The 24,710-nt window shown below is 41.9% G+C and carries 26 protein-coding genes; 1 reads left to right on the top strand and 25 read right to left on the bottom strand.

The window, feature by feature from the left end:
- Positions 1-273: 273 nt before the first annotated feature.
- Both AC570I_RS04885 and AC570I_RS04880 read right to left on the bottom strand, forming a co-directional pair.
- Entirely contained in the window at positions 274-1,431 is a 1,158-nt protein-coding gene (locus AC570I_RS04885; protein WP_047797281.1) for an ATP-binding protein, read from the bottom strand.
- A 217-nt stretch (positions 1,432-1,648) separates the two neighbouring features.
- A complete protein-coding gene (locus AC570I_RS04880; protein ID WP_497404614.1) occupies positions 1,649-2,110 on the bottom strand; it encodes a hypothetical protein in 462 nt (153 codons plus the stop codon).
- Positions 2,111-2,548: 438 nt separating this feature from the next.
- Here AC570I_RS04880 and AC570I_RS04875 point away from each other — a divergent pair, with 438 nt between their 5' ends.
- Complete coding sequence (locus tag AC570I_RS04875) at positions 2,549-4,282, top strand: recombinase family protein (protein WP_497404613.1); 1,734 nt, start codon at positions 2,549-2,551, stop codon at positions 4,280-4,282.
- Between the two features lie 152 nt (positions 4,283-4,434).
- Here AC570I_RS04875 and AC570I_RS04870 read toward each other — a convergent pair whose 3' ends face one another.
- The 23 genes from AC570I_RS04870 to AC570I_RS04760 form a co-directional block, all read right to left on the bottom strand.
- Positions 4,435-5,835 carry an argonaute/piwi family protein gene (locus tag AC570I_RS04870; RefSeq protein WP_497404612.1) on the bottom strand — a complete coding sequence of 467 codons (1,401 nt, stop codon included), beginning with the start codon at positions 5,833-5,835 and terminating at the stop codon, positions 4,435-4,437.
- Between the two features lie 2 nt (positions 5,836-5,837).
- Positions 5,838-7,517 (bottom strand): SIR2 family protein, encoded by a 1,680-nt coding sequence (locus tag AC570I_RS04865; RefSeq protein WP_497404611.1) that lies wholly within the window; start codon positions 7,515-7,517, stop codon positions 5,838-5,840.
- Between the two features lie 201 nt (positions 7,518-7,718).
- Complete coding sequence (locus AC570I_RS04860) at positions 7,719-8,477, bottom strand: nucleotidyl transferase AbiEii/AbiGii toxin family protein (RefSeq protein ID WP_497404610.1); 759 nt, start codon at positions 8,475-8,477, stop codon at positions 7,719-7,721.
- Positions 8,477-8,758 carry a DUF6922 domain-containing protein gene (locus AC570I_RS04855; protein ID WP_497404609.1) on the bottom strand — a complete coding sequence of 94 codons (282 nt, stop codon included), beginning with the start codon at positions 8,756-8,758 and terminating at the stop codon, positions 8,477-8,479. The genes AC570I_RS04860 and AC570I_RS04855 overlap by 1 nt, the downstream gene beginning before the upstream one ends.
- Before the next feature lie 425 nt (positions 8,759-9,183).
- The gene (locus tag AC570I_RS04850; protein ID WP_497404608.1) at positions 9,184-9,828 is read right to left on the bottom strand and encodes a hypothetical protein; all 645 of its coding nucleotides are present in this window, start codon (positions 9,826-9,828) and stop codon (positions 9,184-9,186) included.
- 56 nt (positions 9,829-9,884) lie between these two features.
- On the bottom strand, positions 9,885-10,709 hold the full coding sequence (locus tag AC570I_RS04845; protein WP_497404607.1) for a DNA adenine methylase: 825 nt from the start codon (positions 10,707-10,709) through the stop codon (positions 9,885-9,887).
- Between the two features lie 5 nt (positions 10,710-10,714).
- Complete coding sequence (locus AC570I_RS04840) at positions 10,715-10,915, bottom strand: hypothetical protein (protein WP_497404606.1); 201 nt, start codon at positions 10,913-10,915, stop codon at positions 10,715-10,717.
- Between the two features lie 23 nt (positions 10,916-10,938).
- A complete protein-coding gene (locus tag AC570I_RS04835) occupies positions 10,939-11,799 on the bottom strand; it encodes a hypothetical protein (RefSeq protein ID WP_497404605.1) in 861 nt (286 codons plus the stop codon).
- Positions 11,800-11,815: 16 nt separating this feature from the next.
- Positions 11,816-12,133, bottom strand: a complete 318-nt coding sequence (locus AC570I_RS04830; protein WP_497404604.1) for a hypothetical protein — start codon at positions 12,131-12,133, stop codon at positions 11,816-11,818.
- Between the two features lie 463 nt (positions 12,134-12,596).
- Positions 12,597-13,397, bottom strand: coding sequence for a DUF4099 domain-containing protein (locus AC570I_RS04825; protein WP_497404603.1), 801 nt, complete (start codon positions 13,395-13,397; stop codon positions 12,597-12,599).
- Between the two features lie 9 nt (positions 13,398-13,406).
- Positions 13,407-14,621 (bottom strand): ArdC family protein, encoded by a 1,215-nt coding sequence (locus tag AC570I_RS04820; RefSeq protein WP_497404602.1) that lies wholly within the window; start codon positions 14,619-14,621, stop codon positions 13,407-13,409.
- Entirely contained in the window at positions 14,614-15,141 is a 528-nt protein-coding gene (locus tag AC570I_RS04815) for a M23 family metallopeptidase (protein WP_497404601.1), read from the bottom strand. Before AC570I_RS04815 ends, AC570I_RS04820 begins: the two co-directional genes overlap by 8 nt.
- Before the next feature lie 79 nt (positions 15,142-15,220).
- Positions 15,221-15,643, bottom strand: coding sequence for a hypothetical protein (locus AC570I_RS04810; protein WP_497404600.1), 423 nt, complete (start codon positions 15,641-15,643; stop codon positions 15,221-15,223).
- A 34-nt stretch (positions 15,644-15,677) separates the two neighbouring features.
- On the bottom strand, positions 15,678-17,720 hold the full coding sequence (locus AC570I_RS04805) for a type IV secretion system DNA-binding domain-containing protein (RefSeq protein ID WP_497404599.1): 2,043 nt from the start codon (positions 17,718-17,720) through the stop codon (positions 15,678-15,680).
- Between the two features lie 9 nt (positions 17,721-17,729).
- Entirely contained in the window at positions 17,730-18,569 is an 840-nt protein-coding gene (locus AC570I_RS04800; protein ID WP_497404598.1) for a DUF4138 domain-containing protein, read from the bottom strand.
- Between the two features lie 5 nt (positions 18,570-18,574).
- Positions 18,575-19,801 carry a conjugative transposon protein TraM gene (traM, locus tag AC570I_RS04795; RefSeq protein WP_497404597.1) on the bottom strand — a complete coding sequence of 409 codons (1,227 nt, stop codon included), beginning with the start codon at positions 19,799-19,801 and terminating at the stop codon, positions 18,575-18,577.
- Between the two features lie 3 nt (positions 19,802-19,804).
- A complete protein-coding gene (locus AC570I_RS04790) occupies positions 19,805-20,194 on the bottom strand; it encodes a hypothetical protein (RefSeq protein ID WP_497404596.1) in 390 nt (129 codons plus the stop codon).
- The gene (traK, locus tag AC570I_RS04785; RefSeq protein ID WP_497404595.1) at positions 20,191-20,814 is read right to left on the bottom strand and encodes a conjugative transposon protein TraK; all 624 of its coding nucleotides are present in this window, start codon (positions 20,812-20,814) and stop codon (positions 20,191-20,193) included. The genes AC570I_RS04790 and traK overlap by 4 nt, the downstream gene beginning before the upstream one ends.
- 3 nt (positions 20,815-20,817) lie before the next feature.
- Positions 20,818-21,945: a TraJ family protein gene (locus tag AC570I_RS04780; protein WP_497404594.1), complete on the bottom strand. Its 1,128-nt coding sequence runs from the start codon at positions 21,943-21,945 to the stop codon at positions 20,818-20,820.
- Between the two features lie 3 nt (positions 21,946-21,948).
- Positions 21,949-22,689 carry a hypothetical protein gene (locus AC570I_RS04775; protein WP_497404593.1) on the bottom strand — a complete coding sequence of 247 codons (741 nt, stop codon included), beginning with the start codon at positions 22,687-22,689 and terminating at the stop codon, positions 21,949-21,951.
- Positions 22,690-22,718: 29 nt separating this feature from the next.
- A complete protein-coding gene (locus AC570I_RS04770; protein ID WP_497404592.1) occupies positions 22,719-23,384 on the bottom strand; it encodes a hypothetical protein in 666 nt (221 codons plus the stop codon).
- 4 nt (positions 23,385-23,388) lie between these two features.
- Positions 23,389-24,045 (bottom strand): hypothetical protein, encoded by a 657-nt coding sequence (locus tag AC570I_RS04765; protein ID WP_497404591.1) that lies wholly within the window; start codon positions 24,043-24,045, stop codon positions 23,389-23,391.
- Positions 24,042-24,704 (bottom strand): hypothetical protein, encoded by a 663-nt coding sequence (locus AC570I_RS04760; protein ID WP_497404590.1) that lies wholly within the window; start codon positions 24,702-24,704, stop codon positions 24,042-24,044. The genes AC570I_RS04765 and AC570I_RS04760 overlap by 4 nt, the downstream gene beginning before the upstream one ends.
- Positions 24,705-24,710: the final 6 nt, after the last annotated feature.

The raw sequence follows: 24,710 nt of genomic DNA, 5'->3' as shown, positions 1-24,710 counted from the left end.
TTTAAACTTCAGTTACAAAAGTGCGCTGGCGGTGGGTTCAAGGAGATTTTATAACAAAAAAGTGGGTTTAAAGGGGTTTTGAATGGGTTTTACCTGCTTTTACCCAAGCATGACCCAAGGAATGTCCAAGGAAAGTACAAGGAAAACCCAGGCGAGTTACCTGCGACGGTACTACGAATATACTGGACAGGCCGAACTGGGGTAAAGCCATGGATATAAGCTGATTAGCTTAGGGCAGTTTTCGAAAATTTTAAAGAATGGATATCTACGATATTAAATTCTTGCCTCCAAACTATTCCATGGCACTATTTTCAACCCATTGCTCCTGTTTTGAACTTGCTCGCCACCATAAATGACTGCACCTCCTTCGGTACCAGATATCTTTTGCCAAAACTTAAAGTTCTTAAAAAATTCGGCAGTAATCGTTTTTCCTGATTTAATTTCTACCGGATGCAGGGTTCCTCCATTATCAATAATCACGTCCATTTCATTACCAGAATTGTCTCGCCAAAAATACAAGTTCATTGGTTCATTTCTATTATATCTGGTTTTAATCATATCTGTAATCACATAATTCTCAAACAAATTACCTAAAGCCGAATGTGTTTTTAGCTGCTCAGCATTTTGAATCCCCAGTAGTGAGCAGGCCAAACCAGTGTCATAAAAATACAATTTTGGCATTTTTACCAAACGTTTGTTAAAGTTCTGATGATGTGGTTTAAGCAAATAAATAATAAAGCTACTCTCCAGCACACTTATCCAAGAACTTATTGTTTTTGCATCTACGCCTGTCTCATTTGCTAAACTACTAACATTTAACAATTGTCCAATTCGTCCGGCACAAAGCTTTACAAATCTTTCAAAAGCCCCCAGATTATTTACATTTTTAATTTGTCGTACATCGCGCTCTACGTAAGTTCGAATATAATTCGACAGCCATCTATTTGGGGAAATTTGATTGTCATATATTGGAGGATATCCTCCATTGTATATAGCCTCTTCAACACTTTGTTGCTTATGAGTGATCCTTCCGATTTCTTCCGTAGAGAATGGTAAAAGATATAGATAACCTATCCTTCCCGCCAGACTTTGAGAAATGTTCTCTTGAAGCAAGAAATTGTTAGATCCAGTTAGTACGAATTTTCCCTTTTCTGTGTCTTCATCTAAAACCTGTTGTAAATAGGAAAACAGTTCTGGAACACGCTGAGCTTCATCAAAAATGGCTCCAGCTGAGTATTGCGCTAGAAAGCCTCTCGTATCCTCTGTTGCAAACAATCTATTATCCAAATTTTCGAGTGAAACATATTGCTTATTGGGAAATACAGTTCTGGCTAGGGTGGTTTTACCAGACTGTCTGGGACCTACAATGGCTATAGCTTTAAATTGGCTTGCCAGGAATTTTACTTCTTCTTCTGCGGTTCGAGTAATCATATTGCAAATATAGCCAACATTCATCAAATTTATTACAAATCAGGAATCCGATTCCAGAATAACAAGAGTAAGATTCCGGAATTGTAAAGTAATACAATATCTTGAGCTAATTCGAAGACCGGGGACCATTCCATTACGCCTGTCTATTTTTCAAGTTTTCCTACCATAATTTCTTAGCTTTTATAACGAAGTAGACGTACGCAGCTCAAATTAATTCTCAAATACAGAATAAAACTCTTCTAACTTCACTATCTCTTTCGTTAAAGACTTGATAATAATAAAAACTGCCAACAATTTCGTCGTTATCAGTGAAGTTACTTAGCTTTATTCCTTTTTGTTTCAATCCATTTAGGCCTTTCCAATCATTATGAAAAACATATAATGATGGAGGGCTGTGATCAAGTTCTTTTTTTAAAAAGTTAATATCTGTTATAATATGATTTGCTATTTTCTTCTTGGATTTCAAAGAAAAGGCTAATTCGATTGTGTAAGGAATATTAAGCTCTTTAATTATTGAGACAGCCTGAATATAGCATTCTAACCCACCACCAACCCAATTGGATTTGTTTTTAAATACGTTATCGACTTCATCAATATGCAAGTCATTATATTTTTCCCAGGAATTGTCATCGATCACTCCCATTAACCAAGACATTATTTCTGTTTTTATTCTTTCCATAATTTAATGTAAAGTCTTTCCGCATTATTTAAAAGTTAGTGGCTCAGAATTCGGTAAATTGTTAAATCCATGTTTAAAAGCGCCATCAAAATACAAGGCAGATCCATATTAAAATGAATATGAGTTTCTCACTGGCATCGTTTTTAAATTATGAAAAGGCAGTTGTCCTCAAATATGGCTTGATGTTTTCGACTATTGTTTTAAGAGAAATATTGAAATCCTTCATCACTTCCCACTTAAAACTAAGAGTCGAAAACAAGAAAAGCAGCTCTTTTCAGAACTGCTTTTAAAACTCTGGGTCCCTCCCGGGACATTTTTCGTCGACTGACATAGCCCAAATCGCTCAAATCGCATCACTTTTTGAAAAACTTGAAAATCCTGAAAATGGATCGAATTCATAATTTATAAACTTTCAAATAATTTAAAAAAGAGAAGCAAATGAAAACAGCAGATTTATATATTAGAGTAAGTACGGATGAGCAAGCCGAAAAAGGCTACTCGTTAAACCTACAAAAACACATACTTAAAAAGTATTGCGAGCTAAATAAAATTAATATCAGACAGATCATAATAGAAGATTTTTCCGCTAAAACCTTCAATCGTCCCGAGTGGAACAAGTTACTAGCATTCTTAAAAAGAAATAGAAACGAGTCCAACCTTTTATTATTTACCAGATGGGACAGATTTAGTCGAAATACAAGTGATGCATACCAAACGATAGCTTCATTGAAAAAATTAGGCATAGAGGCTCAGGCTGTTGAACAACCCTTAAACCTCAGTGTGCCAGAGAACAAGTTAATGCTTGCTATTTATCTTACAATGCCGGAAATTGAAAATGATCGCAAGGGACTTAGTACTCAGGCAGGCTTAAGAAGAGCAAAAAAAGAAGGTAGATGGACCGGACCTGCCCCCTTAGGATATATAAACAAAACAACCGAGGAAGGGAAAAAGTATATGGCAATAAAAGAACCAGAAGCATCGATTGTGAAATGGATTTTTTATTGCCTTGAAAATTACGACTTTGCTCCAGAAAACATATTGTATATAGCAAATAAAAGAGGTTTTGTTTGCAGCAAATGTAACTTTTATTGCATGATCAATAACCCAATGTATTGTGGTAAAGTTAAAATACCGCAATACCAAAATGAAGAAGCTTATTGTGTAATCGGAAGGCATCAACCACTCATTACAGAGGAACAATTTTATAGCATTCAAAAAAAACTTAAAATAAAATCAAAGTCTCATGGCATTGGAATGCTAGAACCGGAGCAACTACTAATGCGTGGATTTTTATATTGCAGTAAGTGCAACAAAAAGCTAACCGCCAGCGCTCCAGGAGGAAGTAAAACAAAAATTTATTATTACCACTGTACCTCCAAATGCGGCATGAGATTCAGAGCTAATTTCACTAATCAAAAGTTCATCGAACAGATCCACAATTTCTTTGTAGACAAGGACGTAATAAGATTTTTCATCAAAATGATGATCAAGGCGCATACCAGTCAGGTACGCCCAGTACCCGAAAAAAGAAAACACCTGTTGTCCGAGATAAAAGCAGTAAACAGAAAAGCCGTTAGGGCTAGAGAACTAATGCTTGAAAAACAATTAGAAAGTGATGAATATGAGATAATAAAAAATTCTAGTAACAAAAAGATCAGGCACCTTGAATGGGAGCTGGATGAAATAAAGGCAGAGCAAATTTCCTGGAAAAACTTAAAGGCCGTATCAAAATCTGCCCTTCAGTCATTTGCTAACTTAAGCACCCTTTTCGCAGACGCGAATATCGGTGGGAAGAGACTGTTGATTACTACCATCATAAAACCTAAATTAATATCTGATGGAAAAGAGTTTCGACCAGATCAGTTTAACGAAGTTGTTCAGATTCTGATCTACATTAATAATTTAATTAAAAGCAACTATGAAAAAGATTGTCAGGAGCCTGCAATCACGATCAACAGCTCATTTGTTTCAAAACTCAAAGCTATCGGAGATTTACACATGACCGTGCCAGAATTTGACGGTTATGCAGAGTTGATAAAAGAGAAGCGAGAACTCCAAAATTTAGAACCAAAAACAAATACAAAAAAGGCGAAAATTAGAAAAAAAAGATTGGCAAGGAAAATTATAATCAGAAAATGGATCATGGAAAGTTTAGAGTTTGGGGAAACATAAATAGAATCTAAGAAACATAAGATGTGATAATACTTGATGGAACATGGCTCCTATAGATTAAACAACCTATTGTCAAATCTTAAAACTAAAGATTTTGACAATAGGTTTTCAAGTACCAAGAGTTTAGGCACCAAAACTTTAGTTTACAAAACTTACATAAAGTATCTAAATTCGTAAGGTTTGTTAATAAGTTTGTTCATCCTTTTTATCGTAGTTGCAAGCGACTGGGCGTAACCCAGCGTCACCGGTAACCTGTCGTAAAGTGCATCGTGGTTCCAGTTCATTTTGGTAAGTCCAAGAATGGCTTGACAGTTCCTGTCCCAACCACCTTCTCCAGCGAATCTTCGGATGAGGATTGGTGAGGGAATGTTTTTTCCTTCCTTAAAATATTTTTTATTATTGAGATCAACATTTCCCTGTGTCCATAAAAGCACTTCCTGAGGTCCGATCTGAAAATAAGTACCTCTGTTCAATGGATAGCCATCGGCACCTTTCTCACCGTTTTTGTCAAGATAATGAATCCCCCTAAAATTGGTGTTCTGCACAATCTGTAAAAGCTCCAAATTAATGTTTCCGGGGATAGCATCAAAGGCACCGTCAATCTCACTTTGTGTAAAATGGCTTGTTTTATGAACGATTAGACGTTCAGGTCTTCTTCCTGCATGCTTGCGCTGGTAAAGCTCGAGGCTTCTGGACATCAGTTTTCTCATTTCTGCCCTGGTAAGATAGGGGTTCTCCCCGACCCTGGTTTCAATCTCGGCTGCATCGTAAGCTACAAATTCCAGTCCCGTGCCGTCTGCATCAAATACCTGACTGCAACAGGTAGTATAATCATATTGGTTTGTATTTGGGTTAAGCCGAGTGGCATAACTCAGGCCTATAAACGCTGAATTTTGGTCGATGTTTGAGAGTTTCCAAGGAATTCCGCCAGTCTTAACATACAGGGCGATAGAAAGTCTCCACATGACACTGCATCGGCACTTATATTTGATTGCACTGCCCTCTCTTATAACCTGGCTGGCAATATTGAGCATTGCCGATGTGGCCTTGATAAAATCATGCAGATCAAATCCTTTTTCGAGGTCCTCAAATCCCGGAGACCAAAAATCCGGAAGGTAGATCATCAGCACGTCGTATTCGAGTTTTCGTTTGGACATTTCCCTTATGCACCCGCTGATGGATTCGCTCAGTGAAATATATGGAGCTACGCCCTCCTTAAATACATCTTGCGTGGATAAAGAGATAGATGTAGCTTCTGGAACCAGTTCTACTTTTACTCCGAAAATATCCTCAATACCGGTAAAACTTTCCAGATATGCGGTCCGCTCCTTTGGCAAGTGGGTTGAACGAAGTTCTGTTATTAGATTTGATATGATATGGTAGGATCCTTCAGGATAAATAGCAGCAATTCTGATCTTACCGATAGGGTTTAGTTTAATAGAATAGGGCTTGAACGTTTTAAGTCCCCTTAATGGATGTATGTCCTGCGCATTGGATAGCGCTTCGAAAGTTAGTTTTGGTTCGGGAATAATATGATATGCTGGAAATTCCATCTTTAGAGCGTTTTAGTGAATGCGGTAGTTTTTGAAATGGTGAATGATGCGTTTACGCCTTCGATGGGCCTTGTGAACGCAGAGATAGTAACTTCTTTTTCGTCTCCAAATAAAATTTTCAGCCAGCTGTTTAAAATTCCGTCATATTTCTGATTGTACCACCTTGCGGTTATTTCTTTAACGAATGGCGCTACAAGTTTACTCTCTGTCCGCTCTGATGTCTTAGAGGCGATTATAGTAGGGTTAAGTACCAGCAGAGGTTTGGAAAGAACATATTGTATGCTAATTTCAAGCGCTGCAACCCAGGTTAATTTTGACCGGGGAATTGTTCCGGATATGCTTAACATTGAATTCTTTAGAGCCACGAAAGCAGGGTCACTGATCTTTTTCAGATCGGGAAAGATGAAATACCGATCCCTCTTTTTTGTCAATCTAAGTGGTTTTCCATCAATCAGTGACATTTGCAGTGCAGTTGTTAAGAGGCTTTTCGTTGCAGAATCATCATACATTAAATCTTTTTCGCCTACCTGAAAAAGATCTGTATCAAATTTACCATAAGACTCAAACGCCTTTTCGAAACTGATATCAGGTCCAAACCCCACAATACCGGATTGCTTCCTGATTCCAATGATCTGGGTCTTGCTCTCGTTAATAAGTTTTTTAACCTCCTTTGTATTCCCCGCCTCGCATTTATAAAGTCTTGCCGTAGCGGGATAATTTATGATAGGGATAGCATTTAAGCGAATCAAGGGATATTTGATTCCAGCATCGGGGATGGGCTGATTAGTAGATCGATGGTAGTGTTCGTTCAGCTTTTCCATATCTGAGATAGGGATATCATCAAATCCTTTTATAAGATCTGCCCAAGCTGTATCAAATGTCTCTATCTCCACTATCTCGGCCTGTTTTCCATTCGATTTTGCGAGTTCTATAAGATCTATTACTTCCTGAGCAGGACTTCCTCCTGCCCTGTTGAACCAGAAAAGACCATTTGATAGCGCACTGGATTTAACAGCAGATTCTCTCAATACGTCCATAATTGACTTGTCTCTTCCACTATAGCCCATAACACAAAGGCCGTTTGTGTCCAGTGACATTGAAAGTATATCGCGGAGCCGCCTATCCTGGCCCTGGAGTTCCATACTGGTATTTTTTATTTTTTCGGAAAAATAGTCCCCATGGAGCTTTACAATCAGTGGCCGCTTGCCGGACTGAAAGAACTTTAATCCATTGTCTCCGCTATCCAGGTCTGCGGCATACCAGTTTTCCAGTTTTTCAAACTGGGCACTGGCAATGTTTTCAAATGCCTTGTCAAAGTTTGTTGTGAAAATTAGATTTAATTTGGCATGCTTCATTAGTATACCCATTACCTTATGGCCATAAGTGAGTTGCATGCCAGATGTTTGCCTGGCAATATAGCCACTCCGATCCCTAGGACTCAGGAATGCACGTTCGAAATAATAAGAATATTCTTCTGAACTATCTCTTTTGGGACAGCCAGTCTGTTTATCAAAATAGCTCTGGATCTGCTCACGGATACCATTATCTGTCAGATTACTAAAAAGATGTAGTGGATATGCCTGTTCTGCACAATAGATCCGTCTTTTAAAGTCCCAAGTTAAGTCATATGCCGAAGGGACACCAGCGGACACGGAGCTGCCCGCGCCAAATAGCCAAGCCATGGAGCTTGCGCGCAAAGGATAGAATTTTACAAATTCTGAAAGTGAGATTGCCAATGTAGAATATTAATTTAGTGATAATTTATGTACTGCAATATAAACTATAAATCTATTTTACAGAATAAATCATTTTATCAAAAAATTATATTGCCATCCAATGACCATTTATCGTTTAAAAAATTAGCCTTGATTTAAAGAGAGCTATCAAACGGGGCTTATATTAGGAAAGTCAACACCGATATCACTACAAAGTTTTCGCACCTTTCTTCTATAACTTGACTGTGCCATCCTCCAGTTCTTTTTACCTGGTTGGGGCAAAATCCTGTAATCACTATGATTAGGCCGATTTCTAGCCGCCGCGGCTTTTGCCTCAAATAAAAGCAGGCGCAAAGGATCATCTACAGGACTTATTTCATTATCAAGATCAAATATTGTCCGGTGCTCATCTCCATTAAAAGTTTCCTGTTTATACTTCAAGTCTGCCATTAAAGAAGTCAAGGAAATATCTGCAGTCAAATAATCCAAATCATAGATATCCTTAAAGTTCGCACGGTTCGACGCTGTCATCAGTTTAAGAAGGCCAATGTCCCTAACGGTTGCGAGTCTTGCCCCTTCTACAATATCAGGTTCATCCAAAAAGCTGGCATTCTGGAGTATCTCTACCTTAATGCTGAGTGTACCTTTTTTGATCCAGAAGCGCATAAACATATACTGGTCACCCTCGTCACAAGGGTAATCAAAGCGCGAAGCATTTTCACCAAAGTGTGATTTAACTTCCTCATCTATTTTTTGATACCCTGATTTCCCAATTATCCCTGAAAAGAAAAGATCAATATCTATCGATTCCCGATGGTCATACCTAATCGCGAGATTGGTTCCCCCTCCTAATACTGCTTTCTGGAGACTTGAAAGATTCTGAAGTTCAATGATTGTTTCTAACAGTTCTGCGGAAACAGCAGCCATTAGTATCTTGAAAACTGCTTGATGTGATATCTCTGAGCGACCATCGCACACACTTTATTACTGATACGTTCTTTTGTAGCTTTAAGCTCTTCAACAATTTCAGCACGATCGTATAAACGCTCTAAACGACTAATATCTTCTGGAAAAGTACTTTCTGTAGTTGCATAGAGCGCCCTTGGGATAATTAAATCCTTATCTTCCTGTCTATCTAACTTAGAGGGATTAACATCCCAGAAAAGATCTTTTGGAAAAATGGTTGTTATGTTATCTACCGATTTCATTTATACAAATATATGCATTAATTCAATAAACCTGTGAAATTTAAATTAAAAACCAAAGCTATACTAATGATTATCAAGCAATTTACGTGCCGTCAATTATCAAAAACGACTTGAATAGAATACACCAATAAGACGAAATGGTTTCTTAGAACTGTCCTTAAAGACATTTTGGTAACTTCAAGTCAAAGTTTAGCGTTGAAGAATTGCAATAGATAATAAAGTTAATATCATTATTTCAATGCTTTTATCAGGTAAAAAGCCAGATTCGGTTGTAGAGAAAATGATTTTAAAATAAAACATATTTAAAATCATTTGACCCTATATTCTGGTACAGAATACAACATTTAGCTTTGCAATTTCCAGGTTAGTCTAGTAAAGCATCATAAACCCATTCTAAAAAACAAATATATTCATCCAATAAATTTTTATCTTGAGTAATTCGGGCACTCAGGTTCATTTCCATAAACCTGACCATCCCTATATAGTTCAAATCCCGAAACCATGTTCTGATTGTAAATAGCTACCGTTTTTGGAGGCCATATCCTAGGATCATTTAATTTACCCCAATCAATCCCGATATCGTTTGGATAATAGTCCCAGTTCATCCATGCGCGTTCATTTACCATCAAGGCATCGTACCCTAAAGCCTTACATAAATATTCATTTCTGTTCCCTTCCCAATCCATTCCATAACACAGTAAATCTGCTGCCTTGTAAAATTCAGTCAGCTGGTCATCGTGGCGGTAATTGAGATAAACTTTCGAAACTCCGGCACGCAGCAAGATACTCCGGACGCGGGATGCGTCCAGAGCTTGATCAGCATCCAAGATGCTAAAATCCTCATTTACGGATATTTTGTAGATTTTGGCAAAACCAAGATTATCAAAAGCCTCCAAGCCCATCAACCTTGATTTCTGAAGCACAAGATGGCTAAAGAGGCAAGCAGCATCTTCACTTAGAGAGGTATAAAATGCATCTCCAAGAGTGAGCCCGTTCCAGCCGACACCTTTACCGGATTGTATATTGATTCTATCGCCAATAATTCCTAGAGAACCATGAAAGAGATTCATAGCTTCTGGATTTGACACTGTTACATTATCCATATATTATGATCTAGCGGCGGAGTTTAAAGTCCCAGCTCCACCTTAAGGTCAATCGGGTAATTGGCGGTGAGAACTTCAATCTTACTTTTCTGCTTACCCCCTTTTGCATTAATGGAGACCTGTTGCTTTACCGACCATTGATGCCAGCGATGTTCGGTGGCATATTTTTCAAGGAGCGGAGATGGGTAGGAAGAGAGTAGGAACTTGCCTTTTATTCGAGCCAATAAAAAAAGAAGCGCTTCAAAATCCCCTTCAGAATAGCTGTCATAGTGGCCGCAATCAGAATTATAGTAAGGCGGATCACAGTAAAAGAAACTGTCTACGGTATCACGGCTTGCAATGATATAGAGCGCATCCGCACATTCAATCTGGCAGTTTTGTAGCCTGATCGCCATTTCCTCAACAAACCCCTCTTTTTTGAAATTAATTTTTTTGGTGGTTGTATTGCTTGATTTATCATATCCCCAACTGCTGTCGAGCTGCGAGGAAAAGCTCTGTGATGAAGTAAGCCAAACTGCCCATGCCCTTTTGATCTCAGAAAACATGTCCGGATTGTTATAAATCACCGAGGCCTTTCTATGCAGATCCCTGGAATGGAGGGAAATCCTGATCTCCTTTTCCAGAGAAGTGAAATCCTCCTTTGCTACCCTATAAAAATTAATCAGTTCTTTATTGGTGTCATTGATTACCTCAACCTGTGATGGCTCTTTAGCAAAAAACACCGCTGCACCACCAATAAAAGGCTCACAATAAAGCACATGTGGCGGAATTACCGAAACTATACGTTTGGCCAGTTTTTGTTTACCCCCATAATAGCTTATGGGGGTCTTTAATTTTAGTTTGGTCATAAATTCTAATACAAGTCGTCAATCCTCAAATCAACTTTTTCACCCTTTATCATGACCGATACCCTGCTTTTAATATCCGGCGTGGCCATACTTTCCACTTGGAAGCGCTTACCATTTAATTTAGAAAGCGGGTGATTTTCCTTAAGATCAAGGGTAACCCATCCGGTCGCCCGGATGTGGTCTATCTTAGCTAAAAGCTTTCTCATTTTTTCTTTGCCGTGAAAAGCGTTTATCTTCCTATTTCCTGCTGAGCGATATTATCATCACGCTGGTTTTCCCATGGAAAGCGCTCTTCAGTATTGCTGGGATCAATCTCGTTTTTTTGCGAAATCTTTTGCCTGGCAGTCTCAGTTAGTTCTTTTCCCTCCTCCTTTTTAGGAAAGATTTCGTCCTGACGGATAATGGCCATATTCTTATCGTACACATCCAGTCCCTTAAACTGGGGGTTGGCAGTTACCAGCACTGAAACAGCTTTCTTGTCTACCATCATTTCAGCCGAAGCCATATGACCACTTCTTAGCATTTTCATCATGCTATCCTTTCCCTGTTCGGTCAATGCTTTGAAAGGATATTTGTCGATGGCATTAGCGAGTTCAAACTTGAATTCAGGGTAAAACTTTTTCAGAGGATGATTGCCATAAGCATCCTGCACGTCAAGATTGAGTTTGAACCACACTTTTTTCTTTTCCGAAACCTCACTGTTTTCGGATTTTGTATATACATCCCTTTCAAGTGAATTCCCTAAGAGTAGTTTGTAAGCCTGCAAGGCTGTGATACGGTTATCTCTTTCCAGGTCAAAAACCTGTCTAACCGGGAGAGCGCTCCCTGCCTTGTTCAGGGTTACCTCATAATCGTTGAGAAAATACATATCGCTCTGCTTGGAGCGGTTGAAGTTCAGCATGAATTTTACCTGGTCTGTTCCAAGGACCGGATTTTTTTTAGCCTGGGAAGATGTGTAACTTTGCGTTACCCCCAAAGTAAAAGCCGGGAGACCTCTTGAAACCGCTGACTCAAGAACGTCGTTAAGCTTTGTTCCAAAGCCCAGGTAATCCAGGCTCTTTTTTAGGTAATCTAAATTTTGTTCATTCATAATAATAAGTTTTTAATTAAAATAGGCTGAGCTGCTGCTCAGGTTGGGGAGGCTCATAGCCATTTTCTCTGGCGAGGTGTTCGCCAAGGGCGACTGCCAGTTCCTGGATCGATCCATATCCGCACTTGGTTAAAAAGGCAGAAAATAGAAAATGTGACCGATATCCGGTACCAGAAATGATCTGTGAATCTGAGCGGAATTCCAGGTGCACGACGGTTGGCTCTTTCTCATCAGTTCTTTTGCCTGGCCAGTTGTACACATAGTTTACATTTACATCAAATCCAAATACCCGGATATTGAGATTTGCGTCCTGCTTGAAAATTTCTGGGATCATGGTATTGAATTTTACCGCATTCTCAAAGGCCTGACATTGGTCCTAAATCCGGTGAGCTTGCAAAATCTATTGAGTGAAAAGCGTGATTCCGTACATGAAAATTCACATGACTTGAAAGTAAAGATCACTTTATCATTAAAGATTAGAAAAGTTGCATCGAGTCCTTTGAGCCACAAGGAAATCTTGCAGGAGAGCACTATTGCTGACATATCGTTACCGAATGCTGTTCTAAACCTCGCATTCTGAAACATTGAACGGATAGCGCATATGTTTTCTGGGAGCGGAAGAAAACCTACAGTGACCAAGGCGGCATGTTGAACATTAACTGCTGTGCTTTCGCATAAAACTTTCAATGCCTCCCTTTTGTCATAAAAGGCATAGACATTCAGGATATTAATCGGAGGGAGTCCAGATGGAATTAAATAAGAAAAACCACCATGCTCAATCCAGTCAACATCCATTCTTATCTGGATACACCATGGCCATAGCCCCTTGTATATTCACTTTTGAAGTTTATAAGTTCCATCTGCTGCAACTTTTCAACAGAAAGCGAACCGTCATTTTTTTTCATTTCCAGAAACGCAGTCTCAAAAGCTGGAGAAAAAGGACTCTGGTGAATACTTACATCCATGATCGGAGAAATATTCTTGATCAGAAACCTTGTTGCGGCTCCATCTTTCAAAACAGTAAGGATTAAAGCTGTACGACTGGCTAAGATCCCCTGGGGTTCACTGGCCCTGTGCTGAACCATAGTCCCATCGGCGAGCTGGACTATTTTTCCAAGGGCGAAATCTTCTCTTTTGTTAGTATCCAATTGTTCTCCATTGATCTGAAAGGGAATCTCTACCGCTGCCGGATCATAGGAAATAAACTCCTTGGTCTCTCTATCATATTCAAACACAATGGTTTTGCTACCGCCACCCGGAAAACCAATGCTTTTTGCAATATTCTTTGCTTTTCCCGAAATCAGCTCATTAGTTTCGATATCCGATAAATCAACAGAGCGTTTTGGCTCTTTGTAGATAGGGTGCAATTTGATTTGCTGAAGACTATCTGGATCGGTATTTAAGGATAGTTTTGCATCAAGACTATCGATTGTGAAAGACTCGCTGACCAGGTTCTGAAGATTAACCAAGGATGTCCTTCTACCAGAAAGAAGTGCGGAAAGATCCGTTTCATCCAGTAAGTGCCTGGCTCCGTCGTATAGACCCAGCCTGGATAGCTCTGCGATCGGCAGCGCTTCTTCAATAATTAAATTTTTCATAAAATCCTTTTATCTGTTTAAATCAAGTTGTGATTGGTTTCCTTCCTGCGTAATTTGGTTAGCCTGTTTCTCGTTTTGAAACTCAGCACCAACCTGAGTTTTGAGGTATAAAAGGGCCGCATAAAGTTTGTCTTCCCGGCTTAAGGTAAATGCATTGCCATTGAGGCTTTCCTGCATTTTAAGCTTGCCTTGTTTTAAGTGCCCCATCACTTCATAGACAGAACCGTTGTAGGGGATTTTATCTCCAGTAGTGAGATATCCGGGAGTTTTTACCGGAGCGGGCTGCATTGCATTTAAGGAAACCTTTTCATTGGTGATCTCTTGTTTTCTTTCTACATCCATGATATAGCCAAGTATGCGCTCTGCATCCATTGCCGCCGAAAAGATTTCAAAGGGATTGTTCTTTAAGATCGATATCCAACTTTCCACATAGGCGTAATGCTGCCCGGGATCATGACCGATGCCAAGTTCCTGACCTAGGAGCATCGAAGCGATTTCTGCTTTGAGCTCTTCCCTTGCATACAATGGATCACCGAATCCGCCGCCCATCTCCCTGTTTAAGCGCTCTGGATGCCCGGTCCAGTGGCCCAGCTCGTGAAGCAGTGTCGCATAATATTTTCCGCTTTCAGAAAACCAGTCCTTATAGGGTAGCGTGATCGAATCTTTTTTTAGATCATAAAAAGCATTGGCCGAATACTGATGATGGACAACCGCCTCTGAAGAGGTAATAAGTTTTTCTGCCCGCTGGATAGGCTCCCACTGGTTGCCGGGCTTTTCTTTTTCCAGCTTAGGCATGCCCTCGATCTGGGCGGCATTAAACACGTAAGCATTGCGGATAATGGCATGGGGGAGTTCCCTGGTTTCCTTAACCGGTTTTCCCAGTTCATCGTGCACGACCTTCCCCGAACTGTCTCGCTTTAGCTGTTCATCTTTGGTCTTTACAAACTGTATGAGCATTGATTTTTCTCCCTTTCGGACCTGCATGCCGCTTTCCTCTGCCTGTCTGTAGGTCATCCACCTTGGATCTTCCCTGCCTGCCATCAAAAGCGATAATGCATTGATCCCCTTATACCTATTGCCACTCTGAAAATTATAAGGTAGTAACAAAGGCATGCCAGATGAATCCCAGGGAATCTGCCATGGAGCGGTTCCTTGGCGAAGTGCATCGATTACCTTTTCGGCCACCTGGACATGCAGGGGTTTATGAACTTCTTTTTTATCCATCTTGCTCTTCCTCCATATCGGCAAAGCCAATTCCGTAGAGCCATGCCTCATCCAGGTTCAGCTCCACCTCTTCCACCATCGCGAGCAGTTCCAGCTTTTGCCTGAGGGTTAAATAGGCTGAATTTTCCATAAAATTTATTTGATTAATTTTGACCACCTGGTAGTAGCGGAGAATAAAATTTACCGGGTCAATGTAGACGCCATTGCTGCGAAGACTAAAGTGCAGGTGTTCACCAGTTACCCTACCGGTAGATCCAGTAACCGCTATCAGCTCCCCGGAACGCACCTTCTCACCCTTTTTAACGAGAATTACCGAAAGGTGGCCATATATGCTTTCGAGTCCTGAATGATCAATCCTGATAAACTTTCCAAGAATTGGATTGAAGCCTACACGGGATACATTTCCAGCAAAAAACGAAAATACAGGCTCATTCCTCGCGCGCAGATCAAGGCCCCGATGGAAGTCATTTTCATGTGTTACCGGATGGATCCTTTTACCAAACGCACTATTTACCTTCATCGAATTTAGTGGCATGGAGATTTGTGAATAGGCAGATAAAAAAGAGGACGCAAAAATGAGAAGTATACCTGCCAGAAGCCTAGCGCTCAAAAGACACCTCTTCACTGATATCCATAATCTGATTTCGGGAAATATAATCCTCGAGGGAGATCATGCTTCTTTTCATGACCTCAGGACTATCCAAGGCAATTTTCATTGCGGCAGAGACGTTGCCGAAACCAGAACGTTCCTGTTTCATATTGAGCTCCAGCAAGTCGTGAAATGTCTTAGCATCCATATCCTTTACCCCGGTCATGGCATCTTGGTAAAGCTCATTTTTATCTCTGAGCACAAGCAGGGCATCCGATGAATACATGCCTATGGGACCGCCACAAAAGCCGACACTAATGGTATCCCTTTTTAGATCCACTGTGGCAATCACACCGATTTGGCCCTGCCTGGAAACGGGATCTGTGGTCAGCTGTGGATGTACCACCACAAGCTTTCCGGTTAGTTCTTCCATAAGAATTGATTTTAAGAATGTAAAAATATTTTGTTTATCGCTTCATACCGCCCGACATTGAGGCTTTGGGAGTTTCGCTACTTTTTGAGCCGGTGGTCTCGGTTCTGAATTTTGTAACCAGCATCTGTACTTCATTATTGATGCGCATGAAGTTTCTACGCAGTACCTCTTCTTTCTTACCTGCGAAATCATAGTATATTGGCATGTCCGGATAAAAGCTTTCCTCTTTAGCTATTGCTTCCATATCCAAATTTACCCTGCAGTTGATAGCCGAGGTCTCATACTTCCCGGTGTATTCTTCTACCGCGTCTGCTGCCAGCATACCTACAAGCTCACCGGCTTTTAATGAGGCTATTTTACCGGCGGGTATGAGTGATTCGAGTTTTTCCGAAAGTGAAAGCGAGGTCTTGGTCCTGTCAATAGATAGGCTCTCGGACTGCTGCTTAACCTTTCCAAATAGACGCTCAAGCCATTCCAGCGTTTCTTTATTTCTTACCGATCCGGATAGCACATTCCCAACTACTGAGGTAATCGTGCTTGCCGTATCCTTTCCATACTGTTGCTGGAATTGGGGAAGCTCCTGAAGGCCCATGAGTACGGCAACCTTATTGGACCTGGCGGTAGCAATCAGGTTTTCTATGCGGTGGACAAACAGTGTAGGAAGCTCATCAATAATCAATGCTGATGGCCGGTTACCTTTTGAGTTGATCAGCCTGGTCAGCCTGTTGAGCACTACAGAATAGCAGGCAGAATTGATATTCTGCGTATTGGGATCATTGGCCAGGATTAGCATAGAGGGCTCAGTGTGCGAAGAAATCTTTAAGTTGAAATCATCGCCTGAAAAAACCCAAAAAGTTTCCTTTGTAGCTAGCCTGGAGATGAAAACTTTTAGCGTTCCGATCTGTCCTTCCAATTGATTGAATGCCTTTGCTTGATAGGCAGTAGCAAATGGAGAGAGTAGGCTTTTGAGCTCAGGATTGGAGAATAGTACCGAAAAGATCTGCTCATAGCTGCAGTTTAAAAATGAGAGTACATGGGGAAAGGAGGAATACTTTCCTCCCTCGTACTGGGAAAAGAAATAGATGCAGGAAGAAAGAAAATTTACCGCACTCTGGGTAAAAAACTGATCGCTACCGCCTGATTTATCTCCTTTCTTAAGCGCTTCTACCAGTGCTTCCGCCGTTTCGCCTGCATCGGCTAGTGTAAGGATATAATCCGGCCTTAATACATTTATTCTCCTGCTGCGTTCTACATGAGTTAGATTAATGACATGAAAATCAAACCCTGAGAGCTTTCCATTCTTTTTGCCAAGCAGATAATGGTAGTAGGCAATCTGCCCAAGGTCGGGAAACTTAAAATCGTAACAGCAGATACAAAATTCCTTAGCGGTAAGCTGCCGGATGAAAGGCATGACGACCCCAAAACTTTTTCCCGAGCCGGGTGTTCCGATCAAAAGTGTCCCGCGAAAGATGTTTTCAATGTTAATAAAACCCTGATGCACCCTCTTGCGATAATAAAACAGTGATGGAATACTAACTGCAAATGGTCCTTTAACCGGCTTTTTTGCCTGCATAAAGGATTCTTCCTCGGTATTCCACTTATCCTTACCTAAAGAAGAACTGATAATCTTGGAAACATTGTCCATTGCTATGTGCACCAAAATCGTCCCGATTAGCAAAAGAGAGATGTAGCCGAAATCTGGCCAGCTGGTCAGGTAAAAAACTGCATTCCCCTTTTCTCCAAAAAAGAAGATGCTCATCGACATTAACACAAGTCCCGAAAAGAGCGGATAAATGATTGCTTTTCTGCTATCGAGATCTTTGTCTTTTTTGCTCAGTGTTCCGATCGACACCAGCGAAATCAGCAATAGAGAGAAAAACCGGCTGTAGAGCGGGTGCTGATAAATAGTAATACGGGACATACGGAGCAAAAACCTGCTAAGTCCAATTTTCTCCGCGCCGACTTCCGTTAGCAGCTTAGGTGCATAAATGAACATAAGAACGTCTAGCAAAAGGAGCAGATAAATGGCAAATTGTAAGAAGCGGTGCAGACTCTGTTGTTCCTTGCTTTCTTCCATAAGTAACTCTTAAAAGGTATCGGCTTTTAGGATATCAGCGTAGTGCAAGGAAAGACGAAGGTTTCTTCCTGAAATCTGCTTTTCGGAAAGTTCAATCTTGAATACCTTGTCACCTGGGAATGTGGCCTTTTTGATTACATAGATGTTCCGATAAGATTTTGTAAACCTTTCAAAGGGATAGAGCTGAAAAACAGGCTTTATTTCTACAGACTGGACATTGGTTGATTTATTTACCTTTCTGTCCTCTATCTTAAAACGGAGCTCATCTACCTCAAATATAAGATTGGTGGAGTTGGTGAAACTCAGGTCCAAAAGAATACAATCGCTAAGGGTAAAAACCTGGTTTACCACCAGCGATATCCCAAAACCAGAGGCCTTCCTTACCGGACTTTTTCCGCGCAGCTTCAACAGAGAAAGTGCATTGCTCTTCATTTCGTTCTGTGACAATCCAATCCCGGAAATATCCAGTGGCCGCATCTGCGATGGGATGATATCTACCATAGAAGAAATCTGCTGCGGGCGTGAAGGCGATAAAAAGCAGATCCTGTATTGCGCAATAAAGGTTTCTCCAACAATGGTTACAAGGCCACCATCACCGCTCGAGGAAAGAGCGGCAATAGAGTCCGGGACCGCCTTTATCCGCAGAACGTTCTTTTCCGGGAGATCGCCTATGAGTGAGCTGCTGGAAAGGTCCACGTAGGAAATTTTCTCGGGCGAGATGAAGTGGAGCGAAACTGATGCGGAAATACCGATCACTGGAATTTCGGTAAGGGTAACCGAATTTGGCACTTGCGCATAGAGTGAAAGTGCGCTCAAAAATATTTGAGCAAGGAACAATATTTTTTTCATAAAATTTAGTAGGATTGTTGTTTTCTTTTTAGCTCTTCAGGATCGATAAGATAAACCTGGGTATTGTATTTTACCTTGACCTTATTAGACCTGATCAGCTTATTTACCGCTGTTGTGGTAGACTGGAACATTTTGGAAAGCACGCCCATCACCAGCTGGTTGTTGTTTTCTGCCATCTGCTGAATGGTAATCCCACCAGTACCTGAACTGCTCATATCCCTAGTAAATTCGCGGAAGGCGGATGATGGAACATAGATCCCGGCCATCCCGTCGTTATCATAGATCTGAAGATTTACCGGCAGGATTTCCCCGCCGTAAAACACCGAAGAAATTACCAGTGATACCCTTTGGGCAGAAAATCCGGATATAATAGCATACAAATAGGTTCCTTTACGGATCAGGAACTTCCCGGCCAGGATATCATCAGTTAATCTGATGCGTAGGCGTGATCCCGAAAAACCGCTAACATCCTGATCAATGATCGCAGAAATCGGACGATGGGCGTCGCCTGAAACTATGGTATTAAATCCGGTCGAATTACCGGACGCCCTTTTAACCTGCATACTTTTTTTGCTCTTGGCCTCGGCTTCTGCCGCTTTCAAGGAACGCTCTTTCTCCCTCCTTTCTATTACCTCGGGATCGTTCGCTTTTCCCATGCTGTCCACAAGAGCCATCTGTGCCCGGAAGAGCTGCATGGGGTCGGATGAATTAGCAGAATTACTGACCTCCCTTTTTTCACCGCTTTCCTGCTGTTTGATCTTGGACAGCGCTGAGGCAAGGGCCAGATCCTGCTCAGATCTGCTAGGGTTTCGGGACCTCACATAGTCCTTTCCGGCTGAAGAATAGCTGCTTACAATATTTCCCTGTTGAGCTGCCAGACCGTACTTTTTCTTCATTACCAAGTCAATGGAATCAAGCATCCGTTTTTCCCTTTCATTGTAGGATGAGTTAACCTTCGCCTGCTCCTGATTTTCCTCGCCAATACTCCCTACAGCGGTATATCCATCCGCCTGTTTGAATTTGTTCCTAAAGGCATCCAGCTTTCCCGAAAGCTCCTGGCTCCTCACCTGCTGGGAAACGTTCGCCACATTGGTCTGCAACGAATCCTTTCCAACCAATATTTCCCCCTCTTTCCCAAAACTGCTTTTATAAACATAAAAGAAAAGCAAAAGAAAAGGCAGACAGATCACGGGAAGCGCATACCGCGGCTTTTTGACATCTATTTTTTTCATATTCTAATTATTTTTCTGGTGGCTGGCCCGCTCAAGTTCAGTGATCATACCGGCCATAAGCAAACTATCCTGAGTGCTAAGGGTATCCTTGGTCAATAAAACTTTCAGCGCTTCCCGGATTTCCAGAGTCCTTCGAAGGCTGCTAACGGTTGTTTCTATTTCATTGAGACCGCTTTCCACCTTTAACAGTGCTTTTTTCTCTAGCGGAGCCTTTTTAGATTCCAATCTCAGGAGCGTAAAGCATAAAAGAGTAGAAATGCCCATCAGTACGACCATCAGAGAAAAAACAGCCCTGGGATATTTTTTGAAGACTCCGGATAAGGAGGCCGAAATCCGCCCGATTAGACCAGAGAACTCATTTTGGAGTGCTGAAAACACGGTTATCTTTTTCATTGGAATGCATTTTTTTCTGTTGTTGAAATATCCCTGTTCTCTAATGTCTTCCACCTGGTAATCAGCACCGCATGGGGATTATTGTCCGATCTGGTTTCAAGATCTGTAAGACTTCCTTCAGTGATCAGTGAACGGGTTACACTGGAGCTTCTCCTGTCTATCTTCTGGGTTCCATAGTAGCGGAAATACATTCGTTTTTCATCCAGAAAAATAGAATCGGTACGGAGCGTCAGCACAGCTGATGAAGAGAGGATGGAAGAGAAAAAACCTTTTTCTTTCAGGTTATTGTACTGAAGGGCACCGCTTTCATCCACCAGGTACATGGCCTGCTTCATCTGGTATTCGATAAACTTATCATCCGGCACAAGGGAGAAGAAAAGGGAATGAAATTTTGCGATATGTGCGCGGTATTCTGCAGCTCTGTTTAACTGCACATCGGTCTGTTTTGCCAGGATCGGTGTACCCGATGGATCAAGGATATAAATACTCTTTCTGGAGTCGCTGACATAACCATAAGCAAAAAAGGAAACAGTAGCCACTACCAGAAAAGAGAGCACAAAACTCCCAAAGGAGAGGAAGGTAGCAAGACGGATCTTGGATTCGATACTTTTTATCATCATCACCTACCCTCCCATCATGTGTCCTGCAACCCTGGTCATGCTTGATGCGCCTCTTCCCATGGAACTGGCCGCCGAAGATACGCCTGAGGTAGACACTATCCATGTTGAAATGCTCGGCACGGTGAGCATGGTAAGCGCCCCGATGATAAAGGTTACGATCACCATTCCAAAGGAAAGAACCCCGTTACTTGCAAACCAGCCTAGTTTTTCAAGGCTTACCCCACCTGTCCCAACGAGTTCCTGATAACGGGTAATTTCTGCTTCAAGCGCATAATGCTGGAAGAGGGACGCTACATACATCACCAGATACGCAATCCCTGAATAAAGGTTTACCGAGATGAACCTGGCAACCCAGGTCGAAAAGGAATCCCTGAAAGCTGGTAGAATAGAGACGGCGACTGAAAAGGGGCCTAGAATGATGAGTATCGTAGAAAAGATGATCTGGATAATGAAAATAATGTAGGTACAGATCCTGAGTATCCAAATCGCAAGCGTTTCTAAAAGTGAGGTAGCTAAAAGCTGCAGCCCCACCTCCAGCCGGTTTCTCATTTCAACGATCGGGTTCCAGACTTCGGAAAACCCTTCCTTTACTGAAGACTTTACAGATTCCCATGCATTTTCATACCAGGTATCCGCTTCTGTCTTTGCTGTCTGCGTCTCGGCCTGAATTTTATAGAGCTGATCAGAAACCTCTACCATGAGCTTCGCCCGCTGGAGCCTGAGATCATTGATCTCTGCCTGGCTTCCATCGAACATCGCCGAGGTCTTCTGCTCAACCACATCGGTCGGATAGGCAAGGACCCGGGTAAAGATGCTCCACCATAAAATCACCATGGTCAGTCCAAAGGGACGAAGCAGCGGCATGATTTCAAGCTGCTTATCCCCCGAGATCATTTCATAGCTCTTGATAGCAAAAAAGATGAGCATAAAAATTGCCGCCAATGCTTGTGCATCTGCAATAAAGGCATCATAATGAGTCCAGATCGTACTTTTCATCTCGTGCAAAAAGTGCATCATCCCCTCTTCATACACGCCGTTCCCCTGAAGAAAATTAAAAGTGTCCTTGAACGAATCGGGCACCGCCTGCACAAAAAAACCGGCAGTGCCGATCATCATATTTAAAATATACATGGTTTACAGTTTTGATTTTTTAAGAATATCGTTGGCAATCTGGATATCGCTTTTTGGTGATGCTGGTCTTGCAACATCACCGGCCCGTAACTTCTGGGCAGATGAGCGGATAGCGAGATAGGTTTTTGCCCTGGATTTCTTAGTTTCCCAGCTTGCCGAGAGTTTTCTGAATTCAGATAGCATCCTGTGGTACGCCATTATCCTCGATCCCCGGTCTACGGTGGTCGACCTTGCGATTTCGAGCCTTTCAAGAAGTGCACGGCTTTCTTCGGTGTACCATTCCAGCAAACCCGAAGAGATCATATACTGTTTTTCAGTGGGCGAAAGTCCGGAAAGCATGTCAGCATCCGCCTGGTTTAGCAGCCCATCAAACTCATTGCGATAATACATCAGCCACAGAGGGTCCGCAAATGCCAGAGCCGAAGAATAATTGGAAGCCTCGCTCAAAGCGGTATTGCGCAGGGTATCGGCATGCAGTTTATAGAGATTATCGGTGTTCTGCATTGCAGCTGCCAGCATCAGTCGCTGCGTTTGGGGCCCGAGCGGGCCCAGTGGCCTAAGATCCGTTTTGGGATAATTCGGGTGAAGTGCCCATGTAATCCAATACTGCGGATTCAGACCCAGAAAACCTGGCTTGGGCGTGAATTTATCCGCATCCCATTGTTTGAAGACCATGCGTTCCTGCTGGTAGGTAATGTGTTTGTCGGTAATTTTCTTCTGAGCCCCCACGATGCCTGAGAGCAAACAGAGAAAAAGAAGCAAAAAATATTTTTTCATAGTTTTAAAAGTTTTGATTTGAATAAAATATCATTGCTGAGGCGCAAATCCTGATTGATAAAGCCCTGATAGGGATTAAGCGAACGAAAGACCCCCTTCATTTTTGCCCAGTACATGGATTTTTTCATGCTGAATACCAGCGCGCGGATCACCCGTAATTCCAGCGCAATTTTCTTAAGCAGCGCATCCCGCTTTTCAAAATCCATCAAAACATTCTCCCCCTCTTTGAGCACAAAAGTAGAAACCTCTGAAAAAAGGCTCATTCCCCGATCCTTTACCTGTCTGGAAACATCTTCTGCAAAAAGAAGTAGATGGGGATCTGATTTGGCTATATCGATCATCCCGGCGCTCTCCGATGAAATCTCGGCAACTAGCGAGCTGATCTGCCTGACGGCAATCGCACTCTTTAATCCCTGATCGACTTCCCTCAATGACGAGAGGATTAAAGACTGTACCATTACCATAGCGCCCAGGTTGAGGTTAATGTCCGAAAGGCGGTTGTTGATCGTATTTAAATAACTGCCGTAGGTGTTTTCAGCTGCCAGGCGAACTGCCCCGTTTTCGTTTACGATATTAAAATGCCCGCGGTCAAAAACTACCCTTTGAGCCTTAGTACAATAATGACTAATCAGCATTAGAAAAATTAAAATAAGCAATTTCATAACATCAGTTTTTGAGGATATCTTTTTTCCGAAGGATCTCATCTACCAATTTTTTATCTGTATTGATAAATCCTGAAAAAGGGTTCAGGCCATTCAAGACCTTTTTTCTGGAAGAATATTGAAGGCTTACTGCAAGTCCCCTGGAATTACCTGATATCAGGCGGAGCTCTATGAGCACATGGGAAAAAAGCATTTTCCGGTCGCTTTGCTTCATCTGGTCGATGTCTTGCATTGATAGGGTGAGTCCATATAAAAAATTCAGCAGCGCATAGGCCCTATTCCCCATGTCCATCTCTGCCTGTATGGCCAGAACGGAAAGTGCGGGATCATCCATGCATAAATCATAAATTATTCTCTGGCTCTTTACAACATCACTGATTAATGGATAAGCCTCAAGGCCGATCTGCGCTGCATCAATGGCAAGCCCAAGGGTCCTGAACCTCGACTGAATATCCCTGTATTTATCCTTTAGTCTTATCATCAGGGTTTTGTTCGCCTCCTCATTGGTAGTAGCTTCCGCCTGCCTGTCCCGGGCGTCCGACTGTTTTCCGTGTTCGGTTTTGCTATCTCCAACAAGCTGGTGCAAGAGTCCAACATTCAATTGCGCATAACTATGACTTGAGAATAAAAGCAAAACAGCAACAACTACTAACGTTTTCATTGTTTGAGCATTTTCGCATTCCTGATGATATCCTCCGCAATGCGTTTATCGATATTGATATACCCGCTGTACGGATTTAGGGAATTCAGTACACCTCGCTGTTTCGCCCAGTACATTGTTCGGTACATCCCGTAAGCCACTCCCCGAAGGATGGTCAGTTCGTTTACGATCCTGTTGAGCAGTTTGGCTCTCTCCCCGGAATCCATCAGCGCCTCCCTTCCATCTTTTAACACAAAAGAGCTAACCTCGGCCGCAAGATTTATAGACCGTGTCTTAAATTCCCTGGCGCCACCTTCGGCAAACAGCAATAGTACCGGATCAGCGGATGCTATATTTACTGCTTTATTTACATCGATGACGATATCCTGGGAAATCTCGTAAATGTCTTTTACCGAAAGCAGAGACCTCATCACGCCTGAAACTTCAGACAGTCCCCTGTAAATAGTGGACTGTAGATCATTTACTATTCCTAATTGCCCGGTTACCGCCAACTGCGCCCTTTGCACAAGGGTCAAGTTATCGCTGGTTCGGGACAGACCGCTGTTCATGATCCCGGCATGGGCCGCGGTGGCCGCTGCTGTTGTTGGATCAACATAGATCTGCGCAGAGGCAGATAGCGATAGCAGACCAAATAAAAAATAGATGAATATTTTTCGCATGATAAC

The sequence above is a fragment of the Pedobacter sp. A2324 genome (genome assembly GCF_059693705.1).
This window is presented reverse-complemented; position numbering and strand designations above follow the sequence as displayed.